Source organism: Bradyrhizobium sp. HKCCYLRH3099 (assembly GCF_051167855.1).
Taxonomy (GTDB): Bacteria; Pseudomonadota; Alphaproteobacteria; order Rhizobiales; family Xanthobacteraceae; genus Bradyrhizobium.
The window spans coordinates 28542-46171 of the sequence record NZ_JBNPTW010000020.1; the positions used below are offsets into that span (position 1 = coordinate 28542).

The window sequence follows — 17630 nt, forward strand, 5'->3', positions numbered from 1 at the left end:
GCGCCGCAAGCTCCTGCAAGGCAAGGCCTGCAGCCGTCACCCGAGACCGCCAGTGATGGCATTGTTCAGCGAAGCGTAGACCGAACGGAAAACGACTCCGCGCTCGGCGAGCGGCGCAAGCTTGTCGCGCACCCGTCCTTCGATGTGGGGCGCGACCGCAAACAGGCATGTGCCGATCCGTTGATCCGCGAGCAGGCGCTCTGAACCCACCACGGGGACGCTGAACCCAGGCGGAAAGAAGCCCGCCTTGTCGGGATCGTCGTCGACCGCCAGCGCGATCATGTCGGCGACCCCGAAGGCGTTTGCAAACATGATGGCGTGATGCCCGATGCCGAACAGGGCCAGACCGTCGTTGTTGGGGCCGGCGGCGACGCGCAGCAGCGACTGCAATGGCTCGCGCTGATCCAGGAAGCCCTGACGATAGCTTCGGAACAGCTCCGATTCGCCCCGCTTCTTGAGGGGAGGTGTATCCTGACACGGCGCGAGCACCGCGACCAGCGCATCTTCGAGCGCACCCGGATAGCGCAGCAGCGCCAGCACTTGGTATCCGCTCGCTTGCGCCAGCAGGCGCAAGGTCTCCTCGACGAAATAGCAGCTGTGCTCTTCCCAAAGAAAACAATAGTCGCGCGCAGCCAGAAACTTGCTGCTATCGGGCACCTCGACCAGCAGCAGGCCCTCGGGGCTGAGCAGATGCTTGAGAGCCTGTAAGGCCGCCACGGGCGTCGGACTGTGCTCGACGATGTAGCGGCACGAGACGATGTCGAAGGTCCCGTGCTGTGCCGAGGCAGCCGACAGCCGTTCGTCGTTGAGGATGGTCTGCCAGCTTTCGAGGTACGGATAGCGGCCGGCGGGGGCATCGACGCCGATCGGCAGAGTGCTGGTCTCCAGCCCGCGCGCGCCGAGCCGGGACAGCAGCGGCAGTTCGAAAGGACCGGTCCCGATCGCCCGTTGGGCTTCGGGGCGCAGCGAGAGCAGGCTGGCCGCCAGCGCGTCGAGATGGCCTTCCGGTTCGCGATAGCGAATCCACGCCACGCGCGGCATCAGCAGATCGGCGGAAGCCGTGCTGCGCAACTGCACCAGTTGGCAGAACTCGCATTCGACGATGTCGAGATCGACCCTGCGGTCGACCACGCCATCGTCGCTGAAATTGTTGCAGACCGGCAAATGGCCGAGCGACAGCGGCGACGACCCGATCGGGTGACCGCAAACCCGGCAACACGTCTCGTGGTTCTGATCGGAGCGGGCGTTACTCATCGCGATCGGTTGTCCCGTGATGAACCTGGATTGGTACTCAAACCTGACCCCGAATGACCAGCAGCGAGCGGCGAGGCCGCTCGCGACCTCATGCGACATCGCTCCCCATCATCCGGCGGGAGACCGATGGGAGGGCGGCCCGAGGCCGCCGACGAAACATCCCATCGTCATGACGTCGCAGTCGCCGCGCTCGTCTCAAACTCATTCGAAGAAGATGAATTCGTGGTCGCCGGTGTAGCCGGAACGCTTGAACTCGAAGGCCCATTCCTCGGGTGTGTGGAAGATGCGGCAGGTGAGCTGCCAATACATCAGGTTCACCTTCTCGCGCTCGTTGCGATAGCCCTCGACGCAGAGATATTTCGCCCCGCGGCTGACGCGCTCCATCTCGCGCAAGGCGGCGTCGAGATCGTAGTTGTAGAGGTTGTGCAGCGTGTTGATCGAGATGACGAGGTCGAAATACTTGTCCGGGTAGGGCAGCTTTGCCGCCGAGCCGACCTGGCAGAACGGCTTCACGCTCTCCATCGTGTGCTCGACGCCGTAGGAGGAGATGTCGATGCCGGCCACCTCGAGGTCCGGAATCGCCTCGCGGAAATCGTGGAGAATGAAACCCTTGCCGGAGCCGACGTCGAGCACGCGCATGCCCGGCTTGATGCCGTAGGTCTCGATCATCGCGTCGGCGACCTTGCGCCAGCGGCCGTCATATTTGTAGCCGCCATAGCCGGTCTCGCGGCTGCCGTCCCAGTAGTCGTAGTCGAACTTGATCGCCATTTCCGCGACATCGGCCTTGTCGCGCTGGGTGACGCGCGCGAGATAGTCGCGCTTGGTCGATTTGTGGACGAGACTGACGAACTCGCGATAGGCCATGAAGATCTCCAGGCGTGGGATTATCGGTTAGTCGGAAGTGGCGCCGATCAGGCCGAGCTGCGCTTCGGCCTTGGCGAGCTGCGCGGCGCAGCGCTGCGCCCAGGCGCCGGTGTCGGCGAAGGCGCGCCTCGTGGCGCCGAGCGGCAGGAAGTCGTTCAGGATGATGCAGGTCCATTTGACCTGGTAGGCGTCGATCAGCAGACGGCAGCGCGCCACGCTGGCGGCGTCGAGCGCGAGGCCCTCGGTCAGCCGGTCGATGAAGTGCTCGTGCACCGCGAGCGGCACCGGCACCTCCGGCTGGCAGAAGAAGTCGGAGACCAGCTTGGCCGGATCGTCGCGGCCGGCATATTCGAAGTCAAGAAAGGTGAGCTTGCCCTGATCGTCGATCAGCGCGTTATGGAAGCCGAAATCGGACGGCGACAGGCAGACCTGGTCGTCGGGGATGGCGGCCTCCAGCCCGAGCCCTTCGGCCGCGGCGCCGCGCAAGATGCTAGCCTTTACCTCGGCCCATTCCGGCTGCAGTCGCTCCGCCACGAAGGCCCTCGCCTCGGCGACATGCGGCACGTCGGCATCGAGCGTCGCCAGCCGCGCCACGCGGCGCTCGACAGTGGCGAGATGCTCGGCGAGCGAGAAGCAGGCTTCCGATCCCGGTGCCAGCGCGGGGCGGGGCGGGGCATTCACCGCGAGCACGAAGTCGATCGCGGCATCGACATGCGCCGGCGCCAGCTCGACCGCGGTCAGCTTGCGTCCGTCGACGAAGCTGTAGAGGCCGGCCTGCTCGGCCCGGTCGCAGGCCAGCGGCTCCGGCACGACGCGGACGCCGTTCGACCAGGCATGGCTGATGAAGCTCCATTCGGCGCCGAGACGGTCGCGGGTGTCGCGGGCATCGGTGAAGTAGCGCTTGAGGACGAACGGGCCATCTTCAGTATCGAGACGGAAGACCTGATTGTTGCGGCCGCCGGCGAGCCGGGTCAGCGCCGTCGGGCTGGCCTTGCCGGCCTGCGCGGCGAGGCGCTGTGCCAGCGCCAGCAGAGCGGCATGGGCGCTGGCCTCAGCCGCGGTCACGGATATCCGCCGCGATCTCGGACCACGACGCCCGGCGCTCGTAAGGCACGGCCTTGGCGGCGAACTGGTTCTCAGGGTCGAACAGCACCTTACGCATGCCCTCGGGGAATCCGGCCATGGCCAGGATCTCCGGCAGGTCATCGACGAACAGCTCGCAGGCGAGCGCATGCGCACGCGCGACCTTCTCGTCCTTGGTCAGCTCGAAGAACACCCGGTCCGGCGCGATCTGGCCGGGGGCCGAGCCCATCAGCCCGCGATCGGTCAGGAAGCCGCGCGCGGCGGCGTGCATGTCGTGCTTCGGCCCGAGAATGGGGTGCTTGGTCTTATGGCTGACGATGAACAGGTCATGACCGGCGCCACGGGCGGCGGCGACGAACTCGGCGAAGCCCGGGTAGGGCGACACCAGGTCCATGCGGGCGCCGTAGACGTAGCCCTGCAGCTCGGTGAAATCGTCCTTGCGCCCCGAGCCGTTGAGATGGTCGCGGACGCTGTTCTTGTCGCGGCCGAGATCGGCCGGGATCAGGCCACGCTCAAGCGCGGCCGCATGAAACACGCCGTCATAGCAGGCGATCGTGTTGTCGAAGTCGATCCCGATCCGCATGGCCTGATCTTAGCGCAGCGACATGTCGATCAGCGGACGACCGACCTTGCCGGCGGCGAGGTCCTGCAGCGCCTGGTCGGCCTGGGCGAGGCTGTAGGGCTTCGACAGGAGATCCCGCACCGGGAAGCGGCCGGAGCTCAAAAGCCGGCCGTATCGCCCGTAATCGCGATCCGGCACGCTGTCGCCGCCCCAGGTGCCGAGCAGGCTCTTGCCCTGGTTGAAGACGCCGGGATTCAAGGTCAGCGCCGCGCCATGCTTGGCGTTGCCGATCACGACCGCGCGGCCGCCCTGCTGCCGGGTGGCGTTGATCGCCTGATCCATCACGCCGGGAATGCCGGAGGATTCGACCGCGAGATCAACGCCCTGCGGCACGATCTTCTTGATCTCGGCCAGCACGTCGCCGTTAGCGTCGATCACGTGCGTCGCGCCGTAGATCTGGGCGAGCGCGCGGCGCGTCGGGTTGGGATCGATGCCGATCACCGGCATCGCGCCGGCGAGCGCCGCCGCCATCAGCGCGTTGAGGCCGATGCCGCCGGTGCCGAACACGGCGACCGCATCGCCCGGCTGCACCTTCAGAACGTTGTAGACCGCGCCCATGCCGGTCGGCGCAGCGCAGCCGAGCAGCACCGCGACATCCATCGGCAGGTCGGGCGGCAGCAGGGTCAGGCGGTTCTCGCTGACCACCGAATGGCGCTGGAAGGTGGTGACGCCGCCGGCGTTGACCTTCTTGCCGTCCCAGTCATAGACGGCCCCGCCGGCCTCGATGCCCGTGCCCTTGATCCAGGACAGCACGACCTTGTCGCCGACCTTGACCTTGGTGACAGCGCTGCCGGTCTCGATGACCGTGCCGGTGCCCTCATGACCGAGGCAATGCGGCACCCATTTGTCCTCGCCCTTGTCGCCGCGCCACTCCATCACCTGCGTGCCGCAGGCGCCGGAATAGGCGATCTCGACCAGCACCTGGCCCGGCTTCAAGGCGGGCGTCTCGATCTCGGCGAGCACGAGCGGCTGGCCGGTCTGGACCAGGAGGGCAGCTTGGGTCTTCATGTGATGTCTCAGCTCAAGGCGTGGATGATCTTGTCCGCGATCTGGTGGCCGGTCAGGCCGAGCACCTCGCGGGCATATTCCTGTTCACCGGATTTCTTGAAGAACGCATCCGGCGTGCCGAAGCGCAGGAATTTCTTCGCCTGCGTCTCACTGTCGACGAGCCACTCGGAGACGGCCGCGCCGAAGCCGCCGATCAGCGAATGCTCCTCGATGGTCGCGACCAGCTTGAAGCGGCTGAACGCCTGCTTGAGCTTGTCCTCATCCAGCGGCTTCACGGTGTGGAAGCTGACGACCTCGGCGGAGATGCCCTTTTCCTTCAACTTATGTGCGGCTTCAATGGCTTCCGGCAGCATGTTGCCGGTCGAGAGCAGGCACACATCGCTGCCTTCTTCGATCGTGATCGCCTTTCCGATCTTGAAATCCGCGATCGGGCCCTTGTGAACGACCGGCTCACCCTTCTTGCCCATGCGGATGTAGACCGGGCGGTCCTGCTGCATCGCCGCGCGCAGGGCGCCGCGGACCTCGAAGGCGTCGCCCGGGCAGATCACGACCATGTTCGGGATCGAGCGCAGGAACGAGATGTCCTCGCAGGCGTGATGGGTCGGGCCGAGGCCGGAATAGGCGAGGCCGGCACCGACGGCGACGATGGTCACCGGCGCCTCGTGATAGCAGACGTCGGTGCGGATCTGCTCCAGGCAGCGCGTCGTCACGAACGGCGTGATCGTATAGGCGACCGGGCGCAGGCCGTTCATGGCCATGCCGGCGGCGACGCCCATCATGTTGGCTTCGGCGACGCCGCAGTTGAAGAAGCGGCTGGGGTGCTTGTCCTTGAACTTGTCGAACAGGCGGTTGCCGATGTCGCCCGACAGCATCACGACGCGGGGGTCGTCATTGCCGAGCTTGGTCAGTTCGTCCGCGAACGCGTTTCTCATGACAGGCCGAGCTCCTTGAACGACTTGACGACTTCCTCAGCGGTGGGGGCGCGGTAATGCCAGTTGTTGTCGTCTTCCATGAACGACACGCCCTTGCCCTTCACGGTGTGGGCGATCAGCGCCACCGGCTTGCCCGAGCCGTTCGGGATGTTCTGCATGGCCTCCGCCAGCGCGCCGACGTCATGGCCGTCGATCTCGTGTGCGTCCCAGCCGAAGGCGGCCCATTTGTCGCGCAGCGGCGCCAGCATCAGGGTCTCGTTGGAGCGCGCGGTCGCCTGCCACTTGTTGTAGTCGACGACGACGCAGACATTCTCGAGCTTCTGGGCGGCGGCGAACATCGCGGCCTCCCACACCGAGCCTTCGTTGTTCTCCCCGTCGGAGAGCAGGGCGAACACGCGGTAGTTCTCGCCCTTGATGCGTCCCGCCAGCGCCATGCCGCAGCCGAGCGGCAGGCCGTGGCCGAGCGAGCCGGTGGCGGCTTCGACGCCAGGCAAGAGGTTCGCCGGCGGATGCTCAGCGAGCCGGCCGCCGTCCTGGCAGTAAGTGTCGAGCTCCTCGAGGGGGAAGTAGCCTTTCATGGCGAGGGTCGCGAACAGCGCTGCGGCGGCGTGGCCCTTGGACAGGATGAAGCGGTCGCGCAGCGGATCGGTCGGATTCTTCGGATCGATGTTCAGGACGTGCCAATAGGCGGCGGTCATCGCATCGGCGCAGGACAGCGACGACGCCAGATGCGCGGCCTGGGCCTTGTGCGACATCTCGATGATCTTGCCGCGCAGCTTGGCGGCCTGCGCCTTCAGGGCGGCCACGTCGGGCTTGGCCGCGGTGTTCCGGACTGCCACGTTCATCGTGCTCTCCAGTCGCGCCCCACGAGGAGACGCAGGAATAAATCAGGGTTTATGCTCGTACTTGGTCGGCAGCTTGGCCATCACATCCTCGAAGCGCCGCGCCCAGGCGATGACGTCGTCGATGCCCTGTTCCAGCGAGAAGGTGTCGCGCCAGCCGAGCTCGGTGCGCAGCTTGAAGCTGTCGAGCGTGTAGGCGGTGTCCTTGCCGGGCCGCTCCGGTCCGATCTCGACGCAGTCCTCAAAGTTCTTGCCGAGCCGGGCGAGGATCATCTCGACCAAAGTGCGGATCGACACCAACTCGTAGCCGGAGATGTGATAGGTCTCGCCGAGCTTTCCGCTGCGGCCGATCTTCACCGTCGCGTCCGACACGTCGGTCATGTGGATGAACACGCGCACCGACTTGCCGCCGCCGTCGAGGCGCAGCTTCTGCCCGGTCATGGCCGCGACGATGGTCCGCGGCACGATGCGGTAGAGCTGCTGGCCCGGGCCATAGACATTGGCCGCACGGGTGAACACGACCGGGAATTGGTAGTTGGCGAAATAGGTACGCAGGCTCATGTCGCCGGCCGCGCGCGACACCGCATAGGGCGTCGACGGGTTGAACGGCGCATCCTCGCGCACCCAGCCCTCGGTCGAGCCGTAGACTTCCGGCGTCGTCACATGGACGTAGCGGTCGAGGCCGTCATAGTTGCGCAGGATGTCGTGCAGGCGGACGGCGGAGACGACGTTGGTCATCATCCAATGGTCCGGGTACAGCCAGCTCTCGCCGACCATGCTCTGCGCGGCAAAGTTCACGACATGGGTTGGCCGCTCGGCTTTGAGCAGCGCCTTCAGCGCCTCGAGATCGTGGTTGAGGTCGACGCGCTGGAAGCGGACCTTGCCGGGACGCTTCTGCCACTTGTAGGGCAGGAACGCGTCATGCGGCTCGTCGGAGCGGCTGGTGGCGATCACGTCGTGACCGGCCGCGGCCAGGAAGTCGACAAAGGTTGCGCCCGAGAAGGAGTTCGAGCCGAGGATCAGGTACTTTTCGTTCGCAGCCATCGTCTCTGTCCGTCAGACCTCGCGCGTCGTGATGATGTCGCCACGCTGGGCATACAGCCACTGCATGATCATGTGGCCGATCACCATCTGCGCGTCCTCGGCGATCTGCATGTCGTCGACGGCGAAATGGATCGGCACGTCGGCCAGCGCCTTGGCCTTGCCGCCGGTGAAGCCGAGCACGGCATAGGAGGTCATGCCGATCTTCTTGCCCTCTTCGAGCGCCTTCAGGATGTTCGGCGAATTGCCGGAGCCGGAGAAGGTGATCAGCACATCGCCTTTGCGCGCGAGCACCGCGAGCTGCAGCGAGAACACCTGGTCGTAGCCTTCGTCATTGGCGAGGCAGGTGATGACCGACGGATTCGACGACAGCGAATGCACGCGCAGGCCCGAGCCCGGCGTCTTCGACAGCGCGTAAAGGAAGTCGTTGGCGAGGTGGTTGGCGTTGCCGCCGCTGCCGCCATTGCCGCAGAAGAACACCTGCCGTCCGGTCTGCCAGCAGTCACGCAGATCATAGGCGAGCTTCTCGACCGGGGCCCAGTCGAAATCCTTCAACACGGTGCTGAAGCGGCTGGTGTAGTCGGCGAACAGGCTGCCGGGGGTCTTGAAGGCCAGGACGTTCATTTCACGACCTCCTTCTCCATCCATTTCAGATTGTACCAGCGGTCCTCGTTCTTGAGCTGGCCTTGCGAGTACATGCCGATGATTTCCTTGATCGCGTCCTCCACCGTCTTCTTCGGGCGGAAGCCGGTCGCGAGCAGGCGATCGGAGTTGACGCGATAGCTGCGCGGATCGTTCGAGGGCGTCACGATGACCTCGGCCGGCACGTGCTTGGTGACCATGTTGGCGATATCGAGGATCGAGATGTTCTCGAATCCGGCGTTGTAGACACCGGTGTGCTCGGGATGATCGAGCAGGAAGAGATAGAGATCGGTGATGTCGTCGATGTGGATGTTCGGGCGGGTCTGGTCGCCGCCGAACACGGTGATGCGGCCGTTCATCAGCGCCTGCATCGTCAGCATGTTGACGGAGACGTCGAGGCGCTGGCGCGGGGAGTAGCCGCAGACGGTGGCGGGGCGCACGATCTGCACCACCATGTCGTCCTTGTAGGACAGCACGATGCGCTCGCCGCACATCTTGGTCTTGTTGTACTCCGAGATCGGCAGCAGCTCGAGATCCTCGGTGACCTGCTCCTCTTCCTTCACGCCGTAGACGCTGCCAGAGGACGCGTAGATGAAGCGCTTGATGCCGTGGCGGTAGGCGCGATCGGCGAGCTGCATCGTGGCGAGGCAGGAGATCTCCCAGGTCAGCTTCGGATCGAGATCGCCGCAGGGGTCATTGGCGACGCTGGAGAGATGGATGATGGCGTCCACGCCGGTCAGGTCGATCGCGTCGGGATTGCGCACGTCCCCCTGAACGACGGTGAGATCCGGATGCGGCTCGAGGAAGTTGCCGAACCACATGATGTCGAACGCAACGACCTTGTGGCCGGCCTTCAACAGCTTCGGCACGAGCACGCTGCCCTTGTAGCCGCACGCTCCGGTCACGAATACTTTCATCTGAGCAATCCCCGTGGCTCGCCTGTCGTCTCGCCGGCTGGCGCGTCGCGCGCACCTTTATACAAATTGGCTGGGGAAGGCGACCGGCCCGGCGGCAATAGCCGCCCGTCAAACGTCCCCGCCACGGCGCGGTTCGTGATTAAACTCCAAATGAGCCCGGCGCAAGCTTTCCGGGTTGCCGATATCCCGATGATAACCGCTGGTTTCCACGCACAAAATGCGTCCCAAATAGTTGGGGATGATTTCGGTGGAGAGGTCGACGACCGGCTTTCCGAGCGCCGCGATGTCGGCGATCACGCCGGGTTCGAACACGTAGACCGCGCCATTGGCGAGGTTCCCGGGCGGATTCTTGACCTTCTCGTGGAAGGCGATCACACGGCGCTGATCATCCAGTTCGAGAATCCCGCACGAGCTTGGATCGTCGGTCCGGAACGCGAGCATCGTCATGATGCAGCCGGACGGCCGCCCGTGATGAGCGGCGAGCACCCCCTTGACGTCGAAATCCGTCAAATTGTCCGCATGGGCGACCATGAACGGCTGGTCGCCGAACCAGGCGCGGTTGGCCAGCACGGTGCCGCCGGTGCCGAGCAGTTCATCTTCGTGAACGAGATCGACCCGGTCGCGCCAGCGCGACTGCGCGACATGGGCCCGGACCTGCTCGGCCAGCCAATACGTGTTGAGCAGCGCCCGCTCGACGCCGCCTTCGAACACGAGGTCGAGCCAGTAGTCCAGCAGGGGCCGGTCGTGCACACGCACCAGGCATTTCGGCGTCGTGTTGGTCAGCGGACGCAGCCGGCTTCCGATCCCGGCCGCGAGCAGAAGGGCACGCATGACGACATCCTACTCGTGGCTGAAGCCCGTTTCGTCGATTTCCTTGACCAGTTCCGCGGTCGTGAGCGGCAGGTTGCCGACGCGGGAGACCTGCAGCGCCGCGGCCAGCGAGCCGAGATAGGATGCTCGCCAGATATCGGCGCCCGCGCGCAGGCCCATCGAGCAGGCCATGAAGAAGCTGTCGCCGGCGCCGGAGACGTCCTTCGGCGACGGGTTGAACGCGGGCAGACGGTCGGAGGTGAAGGCGCCTTCGGCCATGGTGTTGATCAGCGCGCCCTCTGCGCCGAGCGTGATCACCAGGTTCTTGGTGCGTGCCCGCTCGACCAGCCGCTCGCTGATGACGGCGAGGCCGGAGATGAAGTCGTTCAGCGCGACGCGCGCCTCGCGCTCGGTCGGCGTCAGCAAGGTCATGCCCTTGAACCGGGAGACGTCGCCGGTCTGCGACGAGACCTGGCTGTCGGCGGCCATCATGACGCCTCTGGAGCGCGCGAGATCGGCGATCGCATCCACCAGATCCTGCGGAAGGCAGCCGTAATTGAAGCAGGAAAACAGCAGCAGATCGCAGGTCTTCAGGGCGCGTTCGACCGAGGTCAGCATCTGCCGCTGCAGATCGGCGTCCGCGGCGTGCTGGCGCAGATGATTGACGCGCAGCAGCGTCTTGTTCAGCGCGCGAAAGCGCTGCTTGCGCGTCGTCGGCCGGGTCTGGTCGGCGAAGGCGTTGAAATTCACGCCGTGCTGCTCGAGCGTGCTGCGGGCAAAGCGCGCCGCATCATCGTCCCCGACCAGGGTGAAGAAGCTCACATCCGCGCCGAGCCCATGGGCGTGGGCCGCCACGGCGCCGGCCCCGCCCACGAAGGTTCGGGTCATCAATGGCGTCACGACGATGGTCGGATCCTCCTGCGACATTCCGACGGCGTCGCAGGTGACATATTCGTCGACGATCAGATCGCCGATCACGGCCACCCGCATGCCCGAGAGCTTGCGCAGCAGGTCCTTCAGGCTCGAGATCTCGAAACCATGGCGTTTCGGAAACTCGAGCGGCTTGCGGACGGTGGAGATGTCGATGTTGGCGTCGCGTTCCAGCAGCGACAGCGAGGCGAAGCGCAGTTCACCGGAGGAGAAGATCAGTCGGCCGCCATAGGCGTCCACAGCCTCCTGTTCCGGGTTGGTCCGGTCCTCGAACTCCTTGCCCTTGACGACGATCGTCGGTTTCAGCTGCCCGATGAAGTCGGACGCGGAGGTCTCCAAACGCACGGCATGGTGCACAAACGAGATGGAGCGCACGTTGTCCAGCCGCATGTCCTGCGCCAGGGTCACGCCGGGCGTCGAGTCCGGATTGACGCCGACGACGAGCACATCGGCCTGCTCGGCCGCGAACTTCAGAAGCCGTAGATGTCCGGGGTGCACGACGTTGAAGTTGCCTGACACGAAGGCAATCGTCTGACCGGGCTCGCAGGAAGCGCGAATTGTCTGACAGACCAGATCCATCTGCGTCATTTCGATAACCTGATCCAAGGGCTTCGACTCCGGCTCATCTGTCCTGAATGGGCCTCGCTGCCGGCTGCGTATGCGAATCGCCGATGCAACGGCCAGGATCCGGGTGATCGTAGCGGCGAAGGTCCAACTCCAGCACGCCTCGTCGACGTTGATTCTATTGCGAAAAGTCGAAGCATTCTCATGATCGGTGACGAGAGGCGCGAGGCATCCAGGCGTTGTGCACCCCTCTTTAACAGGTGTGCGCAGCAGCACAAACCCCTGCACGGCCTGTTGTTGAATTCTCGGACGATGAAGTTGCGATCATCGCGCAGATCTCAGGGTGACGGATGTCGGTTCACAGCGGCCAATCCTGCTGAGACATGCTGCGTTCATGCCCGGGATGGTCGTCTCCACACGCGCCGCGCGGAGATCTCGCGTTGCGCCCTTGAACGTCGCGGCCGATGGCGACGGAGAGCAAGAGCGATGGAGGGGAGGATCCTCGCGCTCTGGTCAGTGATAGAGATCGAACTGCTCTTCCTTGCGGTCGAGGTCGGCCGCGAGTTCGTTGCGATCGATGCGCGGGAAGTGCCTGCTGAAATCGGGGCGGTTCAGCAATGCGAGATAGGTCTTCAGCATGCCGCGTTCCGAGGGATGAGCCGGATCGAAGAAGTTCTCAGTCGTCTGCGAAATCTCGGTACGGCTCATGTCGAAGAACGAAATTCCCAATTGCGCGAATCTGCTTGCGGTCTGCGGGCTCTTCAGCTCCCGCCACAATCCCGAATAGGGCCAGTAGTTTTCGTCGGTATCGAGGAAAGCTGCGGCGCTCTCCAGCAGAGGGTACTGAATAGCGATCACCGTGAAATTGCGCTCGCGCGCCAGTCGGGACAGCCGCTCGATCTCGCCGAGCTGCCGCTCGCTGAGATGCTGGGCTCCGGGAAAGGATGAGGTGACGTATTGAGCGCCGCGCGCCAAGGTTTCCGCGGCAAGATTCCGATAGGGCGGAGCGACCATCACCGAACCGTCCTTGCGGAAGCCGAATTGGCCGCGAATGGCCTCGGTCCCGATCAGCCTGTTGCCGTCGACCGGCTCGTGCTGGGGAGTGGTCACCGCGGAGAGGATGGCATCGCGGTTGCCATGAGTTCGCACGATGAAGTCGATGACATCGTGCAATTTCCGACGATGTGACGCCAGCCCCTGGCTGAAGTCCATCGTACGCTCCTTCTGCCAGACTTCTGCGAGAGAATCGCCGAACAGGAAGTAATCCAGCGCGACGATGACGACACGAGGTTTGGCGACGTGAGTGGCGCGGTCGATGAAGTCGACGACGTGGGTGAGCGGCCACGCCGTCAGGCATGCATTGTAGGCGACATAGGGCCGGAACATCTGGTCGCGGGCCTGACCGCACCGCGAGCTGCCGACAAGCAGCACCTCGGGTTGAACCTGCTTGATCCGTTCGAGCTTGAACGGAGCGTAGTCCTTGAAGGAACCGAGCCAGAGAAGATGGTCATTGTGGGTTTGCTCGGCAGCGATGGTCGAGAGAGGCACTGTCGCACCCAGCCGCCAGCCGAGCCATTCGAGGCTCGCAAGCATCGGCGAAAATACTGCCGCGAACAGCGCCAGGACAACTACAACATAGCGCGTCACGGCCGATGCCAACCCCGCCTCGAATTGCTCGAAACTCTAGCTTAAGTCTCGGAAAAATCCACCGTTATCCGTACTTTCCCAGGGGGCTCCCGTCCACCCCGGCGCTAGCGTCTTTCGTCATCCCCAATGGCTGTTGTCGGCGCTTGATGCCCGGCCGCGGTGTCGAGGTTGCGCTCGATCTCAGTTGCGTCGATGTTCGCGAACATGCCGCGGAACTCATCATCCTTGAGCAGATGCAGCATCACCTTGGCGGCGCCACGTTCTGCAAGATGATAGGCGTCGACAAAGCTCGCGGTCTCGTCCTCGAATTCCAGTCGTCCCAGATCGAAGAGCGGAATGCCCAGCGTCCTCAGCCAATCGCGCATGTCCTGCGTGGCAAACTCGCGCCAGGCGCCGAACCCGTAGCGACCGCCTTGTTCGCGATCCAGCAGTTCGATGCCGGCGCGGATGAACGGAAGTTGCACCCCGAGCAAGGTGATGCCACGCGTCCGCGCCATCTCGGCCAAGGCAGCGATTGGCCGCTTGAGCCAGGGGGAGATGCCTGCCGCACGCGGCAATGTGTCGGCGAGGGTGGCGGCGTTCATGAATCGGGACCGGGCATCAGCCAGGTGCGCGGGTGAATACTGGTAAGAACCGTCGCTGCGGAAACCTTCTTCGTGAAGGATCGATTGGGTTCCGGTGAACACCGTCGGCGCATTCAAATAGTTTCGGAAGGTGGCCGGATGGCGGGCCGCCGTCCGGGCGAAGTCGAGCAGGCTGCCGCTCAGGTAGGAGAGCGGCCAATTCTCGTGCATCTTTCGCGTGATCGCGAACCATTCCTCCCATCTGTCGGCGAACAGGAAATGGTCCAGCGACAGGATCGCTATCCGCGGTCGGTGTTGCCGCGTGGCCAAGTCGAACAGCGTGGCCGTTTGGCCCGTGGTCCAGGCGGTGAAAGACAGATTGTAGAAGCGGTACGGCTTGAACATCTCGGCGCGGAATGCTCCGGCGCGAGACGTGCTGATCCATATGATGTCGGGGCGCTCTTGCTCCAGCCGCGCCAGCTTGAACGCCGCATTGTAGCGCAAATCGTAGGGAAGCACGATCTGCTCGGGATTGTCCCGTTGCGAGTCGGCAAGCTGCTGCAGGCTGCTCGACGCACCGAACCGTTCTCCAGCCCGAAAAAGACCGAGGGGAGGCAGGTAGCCCGCGAGTGCGGAAGCCGCCAAGACGCTGATGACATAGCGTCTCGTCCGGTCGGGCTGCGGAGGGGCATCGGCTCGATGCGGCGAACCAATCACGCTGCGATCGTCGCCTTCGCCGTTCGTCAGCATCGCCAATCGTCAAGTTCTGCCGGATCAGCCCCGCGGATCATCTGAGGGCGACTAGAACTGGAAGTAAAGGAACTGCGACGTGTCGCCGGCGATGATGTTCATGAGGACGGCTGCGACCAGCGCGACCGATGTGCCGATCGCCCAGGGCAATGACGGACGCCACTTCAGATTGAGAATGCTCCAGGGGCGCGGATTGTGATAGGTTTCGAGCCCGACCTTCCACCGATCGAACATCGCGTTCACGTTGGGCAATCCCAGGCAGGCCGCATAGCCCAGCACGATTGCCAGCATGATCCGTGCGTCGATGAGATTGCTGATCGTGATCTTTTCGGAGTTCGAGAGACCGACCATCCCCTTGATCAGCCTCACGGCCGCAGCGGGATTGTCGGCGCGGAAGAACACCCACGCCAAAACGACGACGAACTGCGTCAGCAGCAGCGCGGCTGCGGCGTACCAGATGGAGCTGGACAAACGCGCGAGCGTCGGCTGTCGCTGAACGAACTTGCTCCAGCGGTGATTGATGATGAGGAAGAGCCCGTGCAGGGCGCCCCATATCACGAAGGTAAAACCGGCGCCGTGCCAGAGGCCGCCGAGCAGCATGGTCGTGAACAGGTTGATGTTCCGCCTGTGCTCGCCGTGACGGTTGCCCCCGAGAGGAATGTAGAGGTAGTCGCGCAGGAAGCGTGACAGCGAGATGTGCCAGCGGCGCCAGAACTCGACAATGTTCTGTGATTTGTACGGCGAATCGAAGTTGAATGGCAGCTTGATGCCGAACATGATCGAAATCCCGATCGCCATGTCCGAATAGCCGGAGAAGTCGAAGTAGATCTGCAGCGAATAGGCGAGCGCGCCGCCCCAGGCGTCCATCAGATGGAGATGGCTGGAATTCGCGGCCTGGAAGACGGGATTGGCGACGAGGCCGAAACCATCGGCAATGAACGACTTCTTGAACAGGCCGATGGTCAGGATCGTCAGGCCGATGGCGATGTTCTCGAGCGAGATCTTCCGGCTTTCCTCCGAGCCGAACTGCGGCATCATCTCGCGATGATGGAGGATCGGTCCTGCGATCAGATGCGGGAAATAGGTGACGAACAGGCCATATTTGACGAAGCTGCGCTCGTCGGAATAGCCGCCATAGACGTCGGCGAGATAGGCGATCTGGGTAAAGGTGAAGAAGGAGATTCCCAGTGGCAGCACGATCGCGAGCGAAGGATACTTCGATGCGCTCAGCGCGTTGAGGATCTGAATGCCGAAATTCGTGTATTTATAGAAGGCCAGCGCCGCGAGATTGAGCGTAATGGCGCCGGCGAAGAGACCGCTGCGCGCCTTCCCCTGTTGTCCCGCGATCAGCAGGCCCATCGTATAATTGAAGACGATCGAAACGAGAATGATCGGGACGAAATGGATGTCCCAATAGCCGTAAAACGTCAGCGATGCGGCGGCCAGCCAGCTCAGGCGCGCGACGGGAGAAACGACAAACCGCGCCAGCAGGAAGTATCCGGCGAACGTCACCGGCAGGAACAGGAACAGAAACTCGAACTGCGTGAAGAGCATGGAAAGTTTCTTGGTGTTGCCGCGGGTTAATTTGGTTTATCAACGATCGTACGCCATGCCAAGGTTATCCTGGGTGCGGGCGTCGAAAGTCTGTGGGATTGTGGTTCTCCGACACGCCGTCGGACTGGCTGAACGGTGCTGATGATGCTTTAAGTCCGCAAGCGGCTTCGTCAAATCTGATCGGCAACTCGCAAATGCGCGCCGCGCTGCTGCGGCTGGCGCTCCAGGAAACGGCTCTGCGTTCAGGGGTGGCGTGAGCTGGTCAGTTGGTGGCTACACTCGAGGGGCAGCGAACGCTCCTCAGCATGTTCCGGAATCCGTGGAAGTGAGATCGAGCCATGTCATCAGTCGCCGGAGCGGGGGCCAAGTCCGAAGCCGGGTCCGAAGCCAAGTCTGGAACGCCCGCGGTCCGACGCTACCTTCTCGTTGTCGGCCTTTGCGGAGTTGTCGTCTTTGGCCTGTTCGTCGTCGGCATTGCCCTGTTTTCATATGACGGCTGGACGTTTCGCGACGGCTGGCTGCAGATACCCCGCCAAGGCGATGCCGGATGGTACCGCGATTTCGGCGGGCGCAATGTGCCGCAAATCCAGGATCAGGACGTCTTCTTCAGCAATGTCGGCTCATCAGTCGACGCGGCCCGGAGCTCGGACATCGTCTTTCTCGGCCCATCGTTCGTCGGTTATGCTCTCGATCGCCGGACGCTTCTCGCAGACCCGCAGCTGTCTCGCCTGAAGATCTACAACATGTCCTTCCTGGGTCTGCGCGGGGGCGAGTTCTCCCGTCGGCTCATCGAGCGCTGGAAGATCCACCCGCCGCTCTGGGTGATCAACGCCGACGATCAGTTCGTCCACTTCTTCAGCAACGATCTGAATGTCACCCTGGGCCCGCAAAAAATGCCGATCGCTGCGGTGACGCGCACGCGGCTTCGTGGATATCTGACGGTCGTGGGGCGCAATCTTCATTGGCGCATCGAGGACATGGTGGCTGCGTATCGCAGTGGGCAGTTCACCCCATCCGGGCTGTACCGGAACATTTCCGACGGAGACCTCGGGCTGGACGCAAATCCAGCCTATGTCGCGGACGGCAACAAGCCGCTCGTTTCAGCGCGCGACCCGGACTGCCATACCACGCCCGTGATTGTCGACTACGCGAAAACGATGCTGAAGGAGATCGGCGGTCGCGCTGTGCTTACCCTGGTTCCGCACAGCCAGTCATGCTTGAAGCAGGCCGAAGAGCTGGCGAAAGCGCTCGACGTGGATTTGATCGCGCCGCCCTTCGACGGCATGACGACCGTGGACGGCGGCGGTCACCTGGACCGCCGGGGCGCAGAAAAATACACGAGCTATCTCGCGCGCGAGATCGTCCGGACGCGGGCGTTCAAGCAGGCATTTTCCAGCAGGCTCGGACTCGCCGACTGAAGTTCATGCGACATGGCGGCCGCTTCATGTTGTGAGAAGCGGATGTCGTCCCGCGGCGCCAGATGAGATCGATTCGCAGGCGCGTTGGCGTACGGAATCTCCCGATTGGGCTGACGAATCTCGGTTCACGAGCCAGGGGATGGGGAGGCAGCCGGGCAGGGGGCTCCGTTCATCGAAGCCGGCAATCGT

At 63.7% G+C, this 17630-nt stretch carries 17 protein-coding genes; 2 read left to right on the forward strand and 15 right to left on the reverse strand.

The window, feature by feature from the left end:
• Window positions 1-36: 36 nt before the first annotated feature.
• The 15 genes from ACQR1Y_RS28945 to ACQR1Y_RS29015 all read right to left on the reverse strand — a co-directional run bounded on the left by ACQR1Y_RS28945 (window position 37) and on the right by ACQR1Y_RS29015 (window position 16023).
• Window positions 37-1353 carry a class I SAM-dependent methyltransferase gene (locus ACQR1Y_RS28945; RefSeq protein ID WP_434879066.1) on the reverse strand — a complete coding sequence of 439 codons (1317 nt, stop codon included), beginning with the start codon at window positions 1351-1353 and terminating at the stop codon, window positions 37-39.
• A 102-nt stretch (window positions 1354-1455) separates the two neighbouring features.
• Window positions 1456-2118 carry a class I SAM-dependent methyltransferase gene (locus ACQR1Y_RS28950; protein WP_012045559.1) on the reverse strand — a complete coding sequence of 221 codons (663 nt, stop codon included), beginning with the start codon at window positions 2116-2118 and terminating at the stop codon, window positions 1456-1458.
• 27 nt (window positions 2119-2145) lie between these two features.
• On the reverse strand, window positions 2146-3183 hold the full coding sequence (locus ACQR1Y_RS28955; RefSeq protein ID WP_434879067.1) for a phosphotransferase: 1038 nt from the start codon (window positions 3181-3183) through the stop codon (window positions 2146-2148).
• Window positions 3170-3784, reverse strand: a complete 615-nt coding sequence (locus tag ACQR1Y_RS28960; RefSeq protein ID WP_434879068.1) for a hypothetical protein — start codon at window positions 3782-3784, stop codon at window positions 3170-3172. The genes ACQR1Y_RS28955 and ACQR1Y_RS28960 overlap by 14 nt, the downstream gene beginning before the upstream one ends.
• A gap of 9 nt (window positions 3785-3793) precedes the next feature.
• Complete coding sequence (locus ACQR1Y_RS28965) at window positions 3794-4831, reverse strand: zinc-binding dehydrogenase (protein WP_434879069.1); 1038 nt, start codon at window positions 4829-4831, stop codon at window positions 3794-3796.
• A gap of 8 nt (window positions 4832-4839) precedes the next feature.
• Window positions 4840-5763: a transketolase family protein gene (locus ACQR1Y_RS28970; RefSeq protein ID WP_434859497.1), complete on the reverse strand. Its 924-nt coding sequence runs from the start codon at window positions 5761-5763 to the stop codon at window positions 4840-4842.
• Entirely contained in the window at window positions 5760-6608 is an 849-nt protein-coding gene (locus tag ACQR1Y_RS28975; protein ID WP_434859498.1) for a transketolase, read from the reverse strand. Before ACQR1Y_RS28975 ends, ACQR1Y_RS28970 begins: the two co-directional genes overlap by 4 nt.
• A 42-nt stretch (window positions 6609-6650) precedes the next feature.
• Window positions 6651-7649, reverse strand: a complete 999-nt coding sequence (locus ACQR1Y_RS28980; RefSeq protein WP_434859499.1) for an NAD-dependent epimerase/dehydratase family protein — start codon at window positions 7647-7649, stop codon at window positions 6651-6653.
• Window positions 7650-7661: 12 nt separating this feature from the next.
• The gene (locus ACQR1Y_RS28985) at window positions 7662-8270 is read right to left on the reverse strand and encodes an SIS domain-containing protein (RefSeq protein WP_035640025.1); all 609 of its coding nucleotides are present in this window, start codon (window positions 8268-8270) and stop codon (window positions 7662-7664) included.
• Window positions 8267-9205: an NAD-dependent epimerase/dehydratase family protein gene (locus ACQR1Y_RS28990; protein WP_434879070.1), complete on the reverse strand. Its 939-nt coding sequence runs from the start codon at window positions 9203-9205 to the stop codon at window positions 8267-8269. Before ACQR1Y_RS28990 ends, ACQR1Y_RS28985 begins: the two co-directional genes overlap by 4 nt.
• 108 nt (window positions 9206-9313) lie before the next feature.
• The gene (locus tag ACQR1Y_RS28995; protein WP_434879071.1) at window positions 9314-10036 is read right to left on the reverse strand and encodes a nucleotidyltransferase family protein; all 723 of its coding nucleotides are present in this window, start codon (window positions 10034-10036) and stop codon (window positions 9314-9316) included.
• 9 nt (window positions 10037-10045) lie between these two features.
• Window positions 10046-11551: a PfkB family carbohydrate kinase gene (locus ACQR1Y_RS29000; protein WP_434859501.1), complete on the reverse strand. Its 1506-nt coding sequence runs from the start codon at window positions 11549-11551 to the stop codon at window positions 10046-10048.
• A 471-nt stretch (window positions 11552-12022) separates the two neighbouring features.
• Entirely contained in the window at window positions 12023-13156 is a 1134-nt protein-coding gene (locus tag ACQR1Y_RS29005) for a hypothetical protein (RefSeq protein ID WP_434879072.1), read from the reverse strand.
• Window positions 13157-13260: 104 nt separating this feature from the next.
• A complete protein-coding gene (locus ACQR1Y_RS29010; RefSeq protein ID WP_434879136.1) occupies window positions 13261-14469 on the reverse strand; it encodes a hydrolase in 1209 nt (402 codons plus the stop codon).
• Between the two features lie 51 nt (window positions 14470-14520).
• Window positions 14521-16023 carry an MBOAT family O-acyltransferase gene (locus tag ACQR1Y_RS29015; protein ID WP_434879073.1) on the reverse strand — a complete coding sequence of 501 codons (1503 nt, stop codon included), beginning with the start codon at window positions 16021-16023 and terminating at the stop codon, window positions 14521-14523.
• Between the two features lie 98 nt (window positions 16024-16121).
• On the opposite strand from ACQR1Y_RS29015, the gene ACQR1Y_RS29020 reads away from it, so the two are divergent.
• Together ACQR1Y_RS29020 and ACQR1Y_RS29025 are read left to right on the forward strand one after the other, a co-directional pair.
• Window positions 16122-16280 (forward strand): hypothetical protein, encoded by a 159-nt coding sequence (locus ACQR1Y_RS29020; protein WP_434879074.1) that lies wholly within the window; start codon window positions 16122-16124, stop codon window positions 16278-16280.
• 81 nt (window positions 16281-16361) lie between these two features.
• Window positions 16362-17441, forward strand: a complete 1080-nt coding sequence (locus tag ACQR1Y_RS29025; protein WP_434859504.1) for a hypothetical protein — start codon at window positions 16362-16364, stop codon at window positions 17439-17441.
• Window positions 17442-17630: the final 189 nt, after the last annotated feature.

What these genes read in the sequence shown, in the direction of transcription:
- ACQR1Y_RS28945 (WP_434879066.1), bottom strand. Translation starts at nt 1,353, where the DNA reads ATGTCGCATGAGGTCGCGAGCGGCCTCGCCGCTCGCTGCTGGTCATTC.
- ACQR1Y_RS28950 (WP_012045559.1), bottom strand. Translation starts at nt 2,118, where the DNA reads ATGGCCTATCGCGAGTTCGTCAGTCTCGTCCACAAATCGACCAAGCGC.
- ACQR1Y_RS28960 (WP_434879068.1), bottom strand. Translation starts at nt 3,784, where the DNA reads ATGCGGATCGGGATCGACTTCGACAACACGATCGCCTGCTATGACGGC.
- ACQR1Y_RS28965 (WP_434879069.1), bottom strand. Translation starts at nt 4,831, where the DNA reads ATGAAGACCCAAGCTGCCCTCCTGGTCCAGACCGGCCAGCCGCTCGTG.
- ACQR1Y_RS28970 (WP_434859497.1), bottom strand. Translation starts at nt 5,763, where the DNA reads ATGAGAAACGCGTTCGCGGACGAACTGACCAAGCTCGGCAATGACGAC.
- ACQR1Y_RS28975 (WP_434859498.1), bottom strand. Translation starts at nt 6,608, where the DNA reads ATGAACGTGGCAGTCCGGAACACCGCGGCCAAGCCCGACGTGGCCGCC.
- ACQR1Y_RS28980 (WP_434859499.1), bottom strand. Translation starts at nt 7,649, where the DNA reads ATGGCTGCGAACGAAAAGTACCTGATCCTCGGCTCGAACTCCTTCTCG.
- ACQR1Y_RS28985 (WP_035640025.1), bottom strand. Translation starts at nt 8,270, where the DNA reads ATGAACGTCCTGGCCTTCAAGACCCCCGGCAGCCTGTTCGCCGACTAC.
- ACQR1Y_RS28990 (WP_434879070.1), bottom strand. Translation starts at nt 9,205, where the DNA reads ATGAAAGTATTCGTGACCGGAGCGTGCGGCTACAAGGGCAGCGTGCTC.
- ACQR1Y_RS28995 (WP_434879071.1), bottom strand. Translation starts at nt 10,036, where the DNA reads ATGCGTGCCCTTCTGCTCGCGGCCGGGATCGGAAGCCGGCTGCGTCCG.
- ACQR1Y_RS29010 (WP_434879136.1), bottom strand. Translation starts at nt 14,469, where the DNA reads ATGCTGACGAACGGCGAAGGCGACGATCGCAGCGTGATTGGTTCGCCG.
- ACQR1Y_RS29015 (WP_434879073.1), bottom strand. Translation starts at nt 16,023, where the DNA reads ATGCTCTTCACGCAGTTCGAGTTTCTGTTCCTGTTCCTGCCGGTGACG.
- ACQR1Y_RS29025 (WP_434859504.1), top strand. Translation starts at nt 16,362, where the DNA reads ATGTCATCAGTCGCCGGAGCGGGGGCCAAGTCCGAAGCCGGGTCCGAA.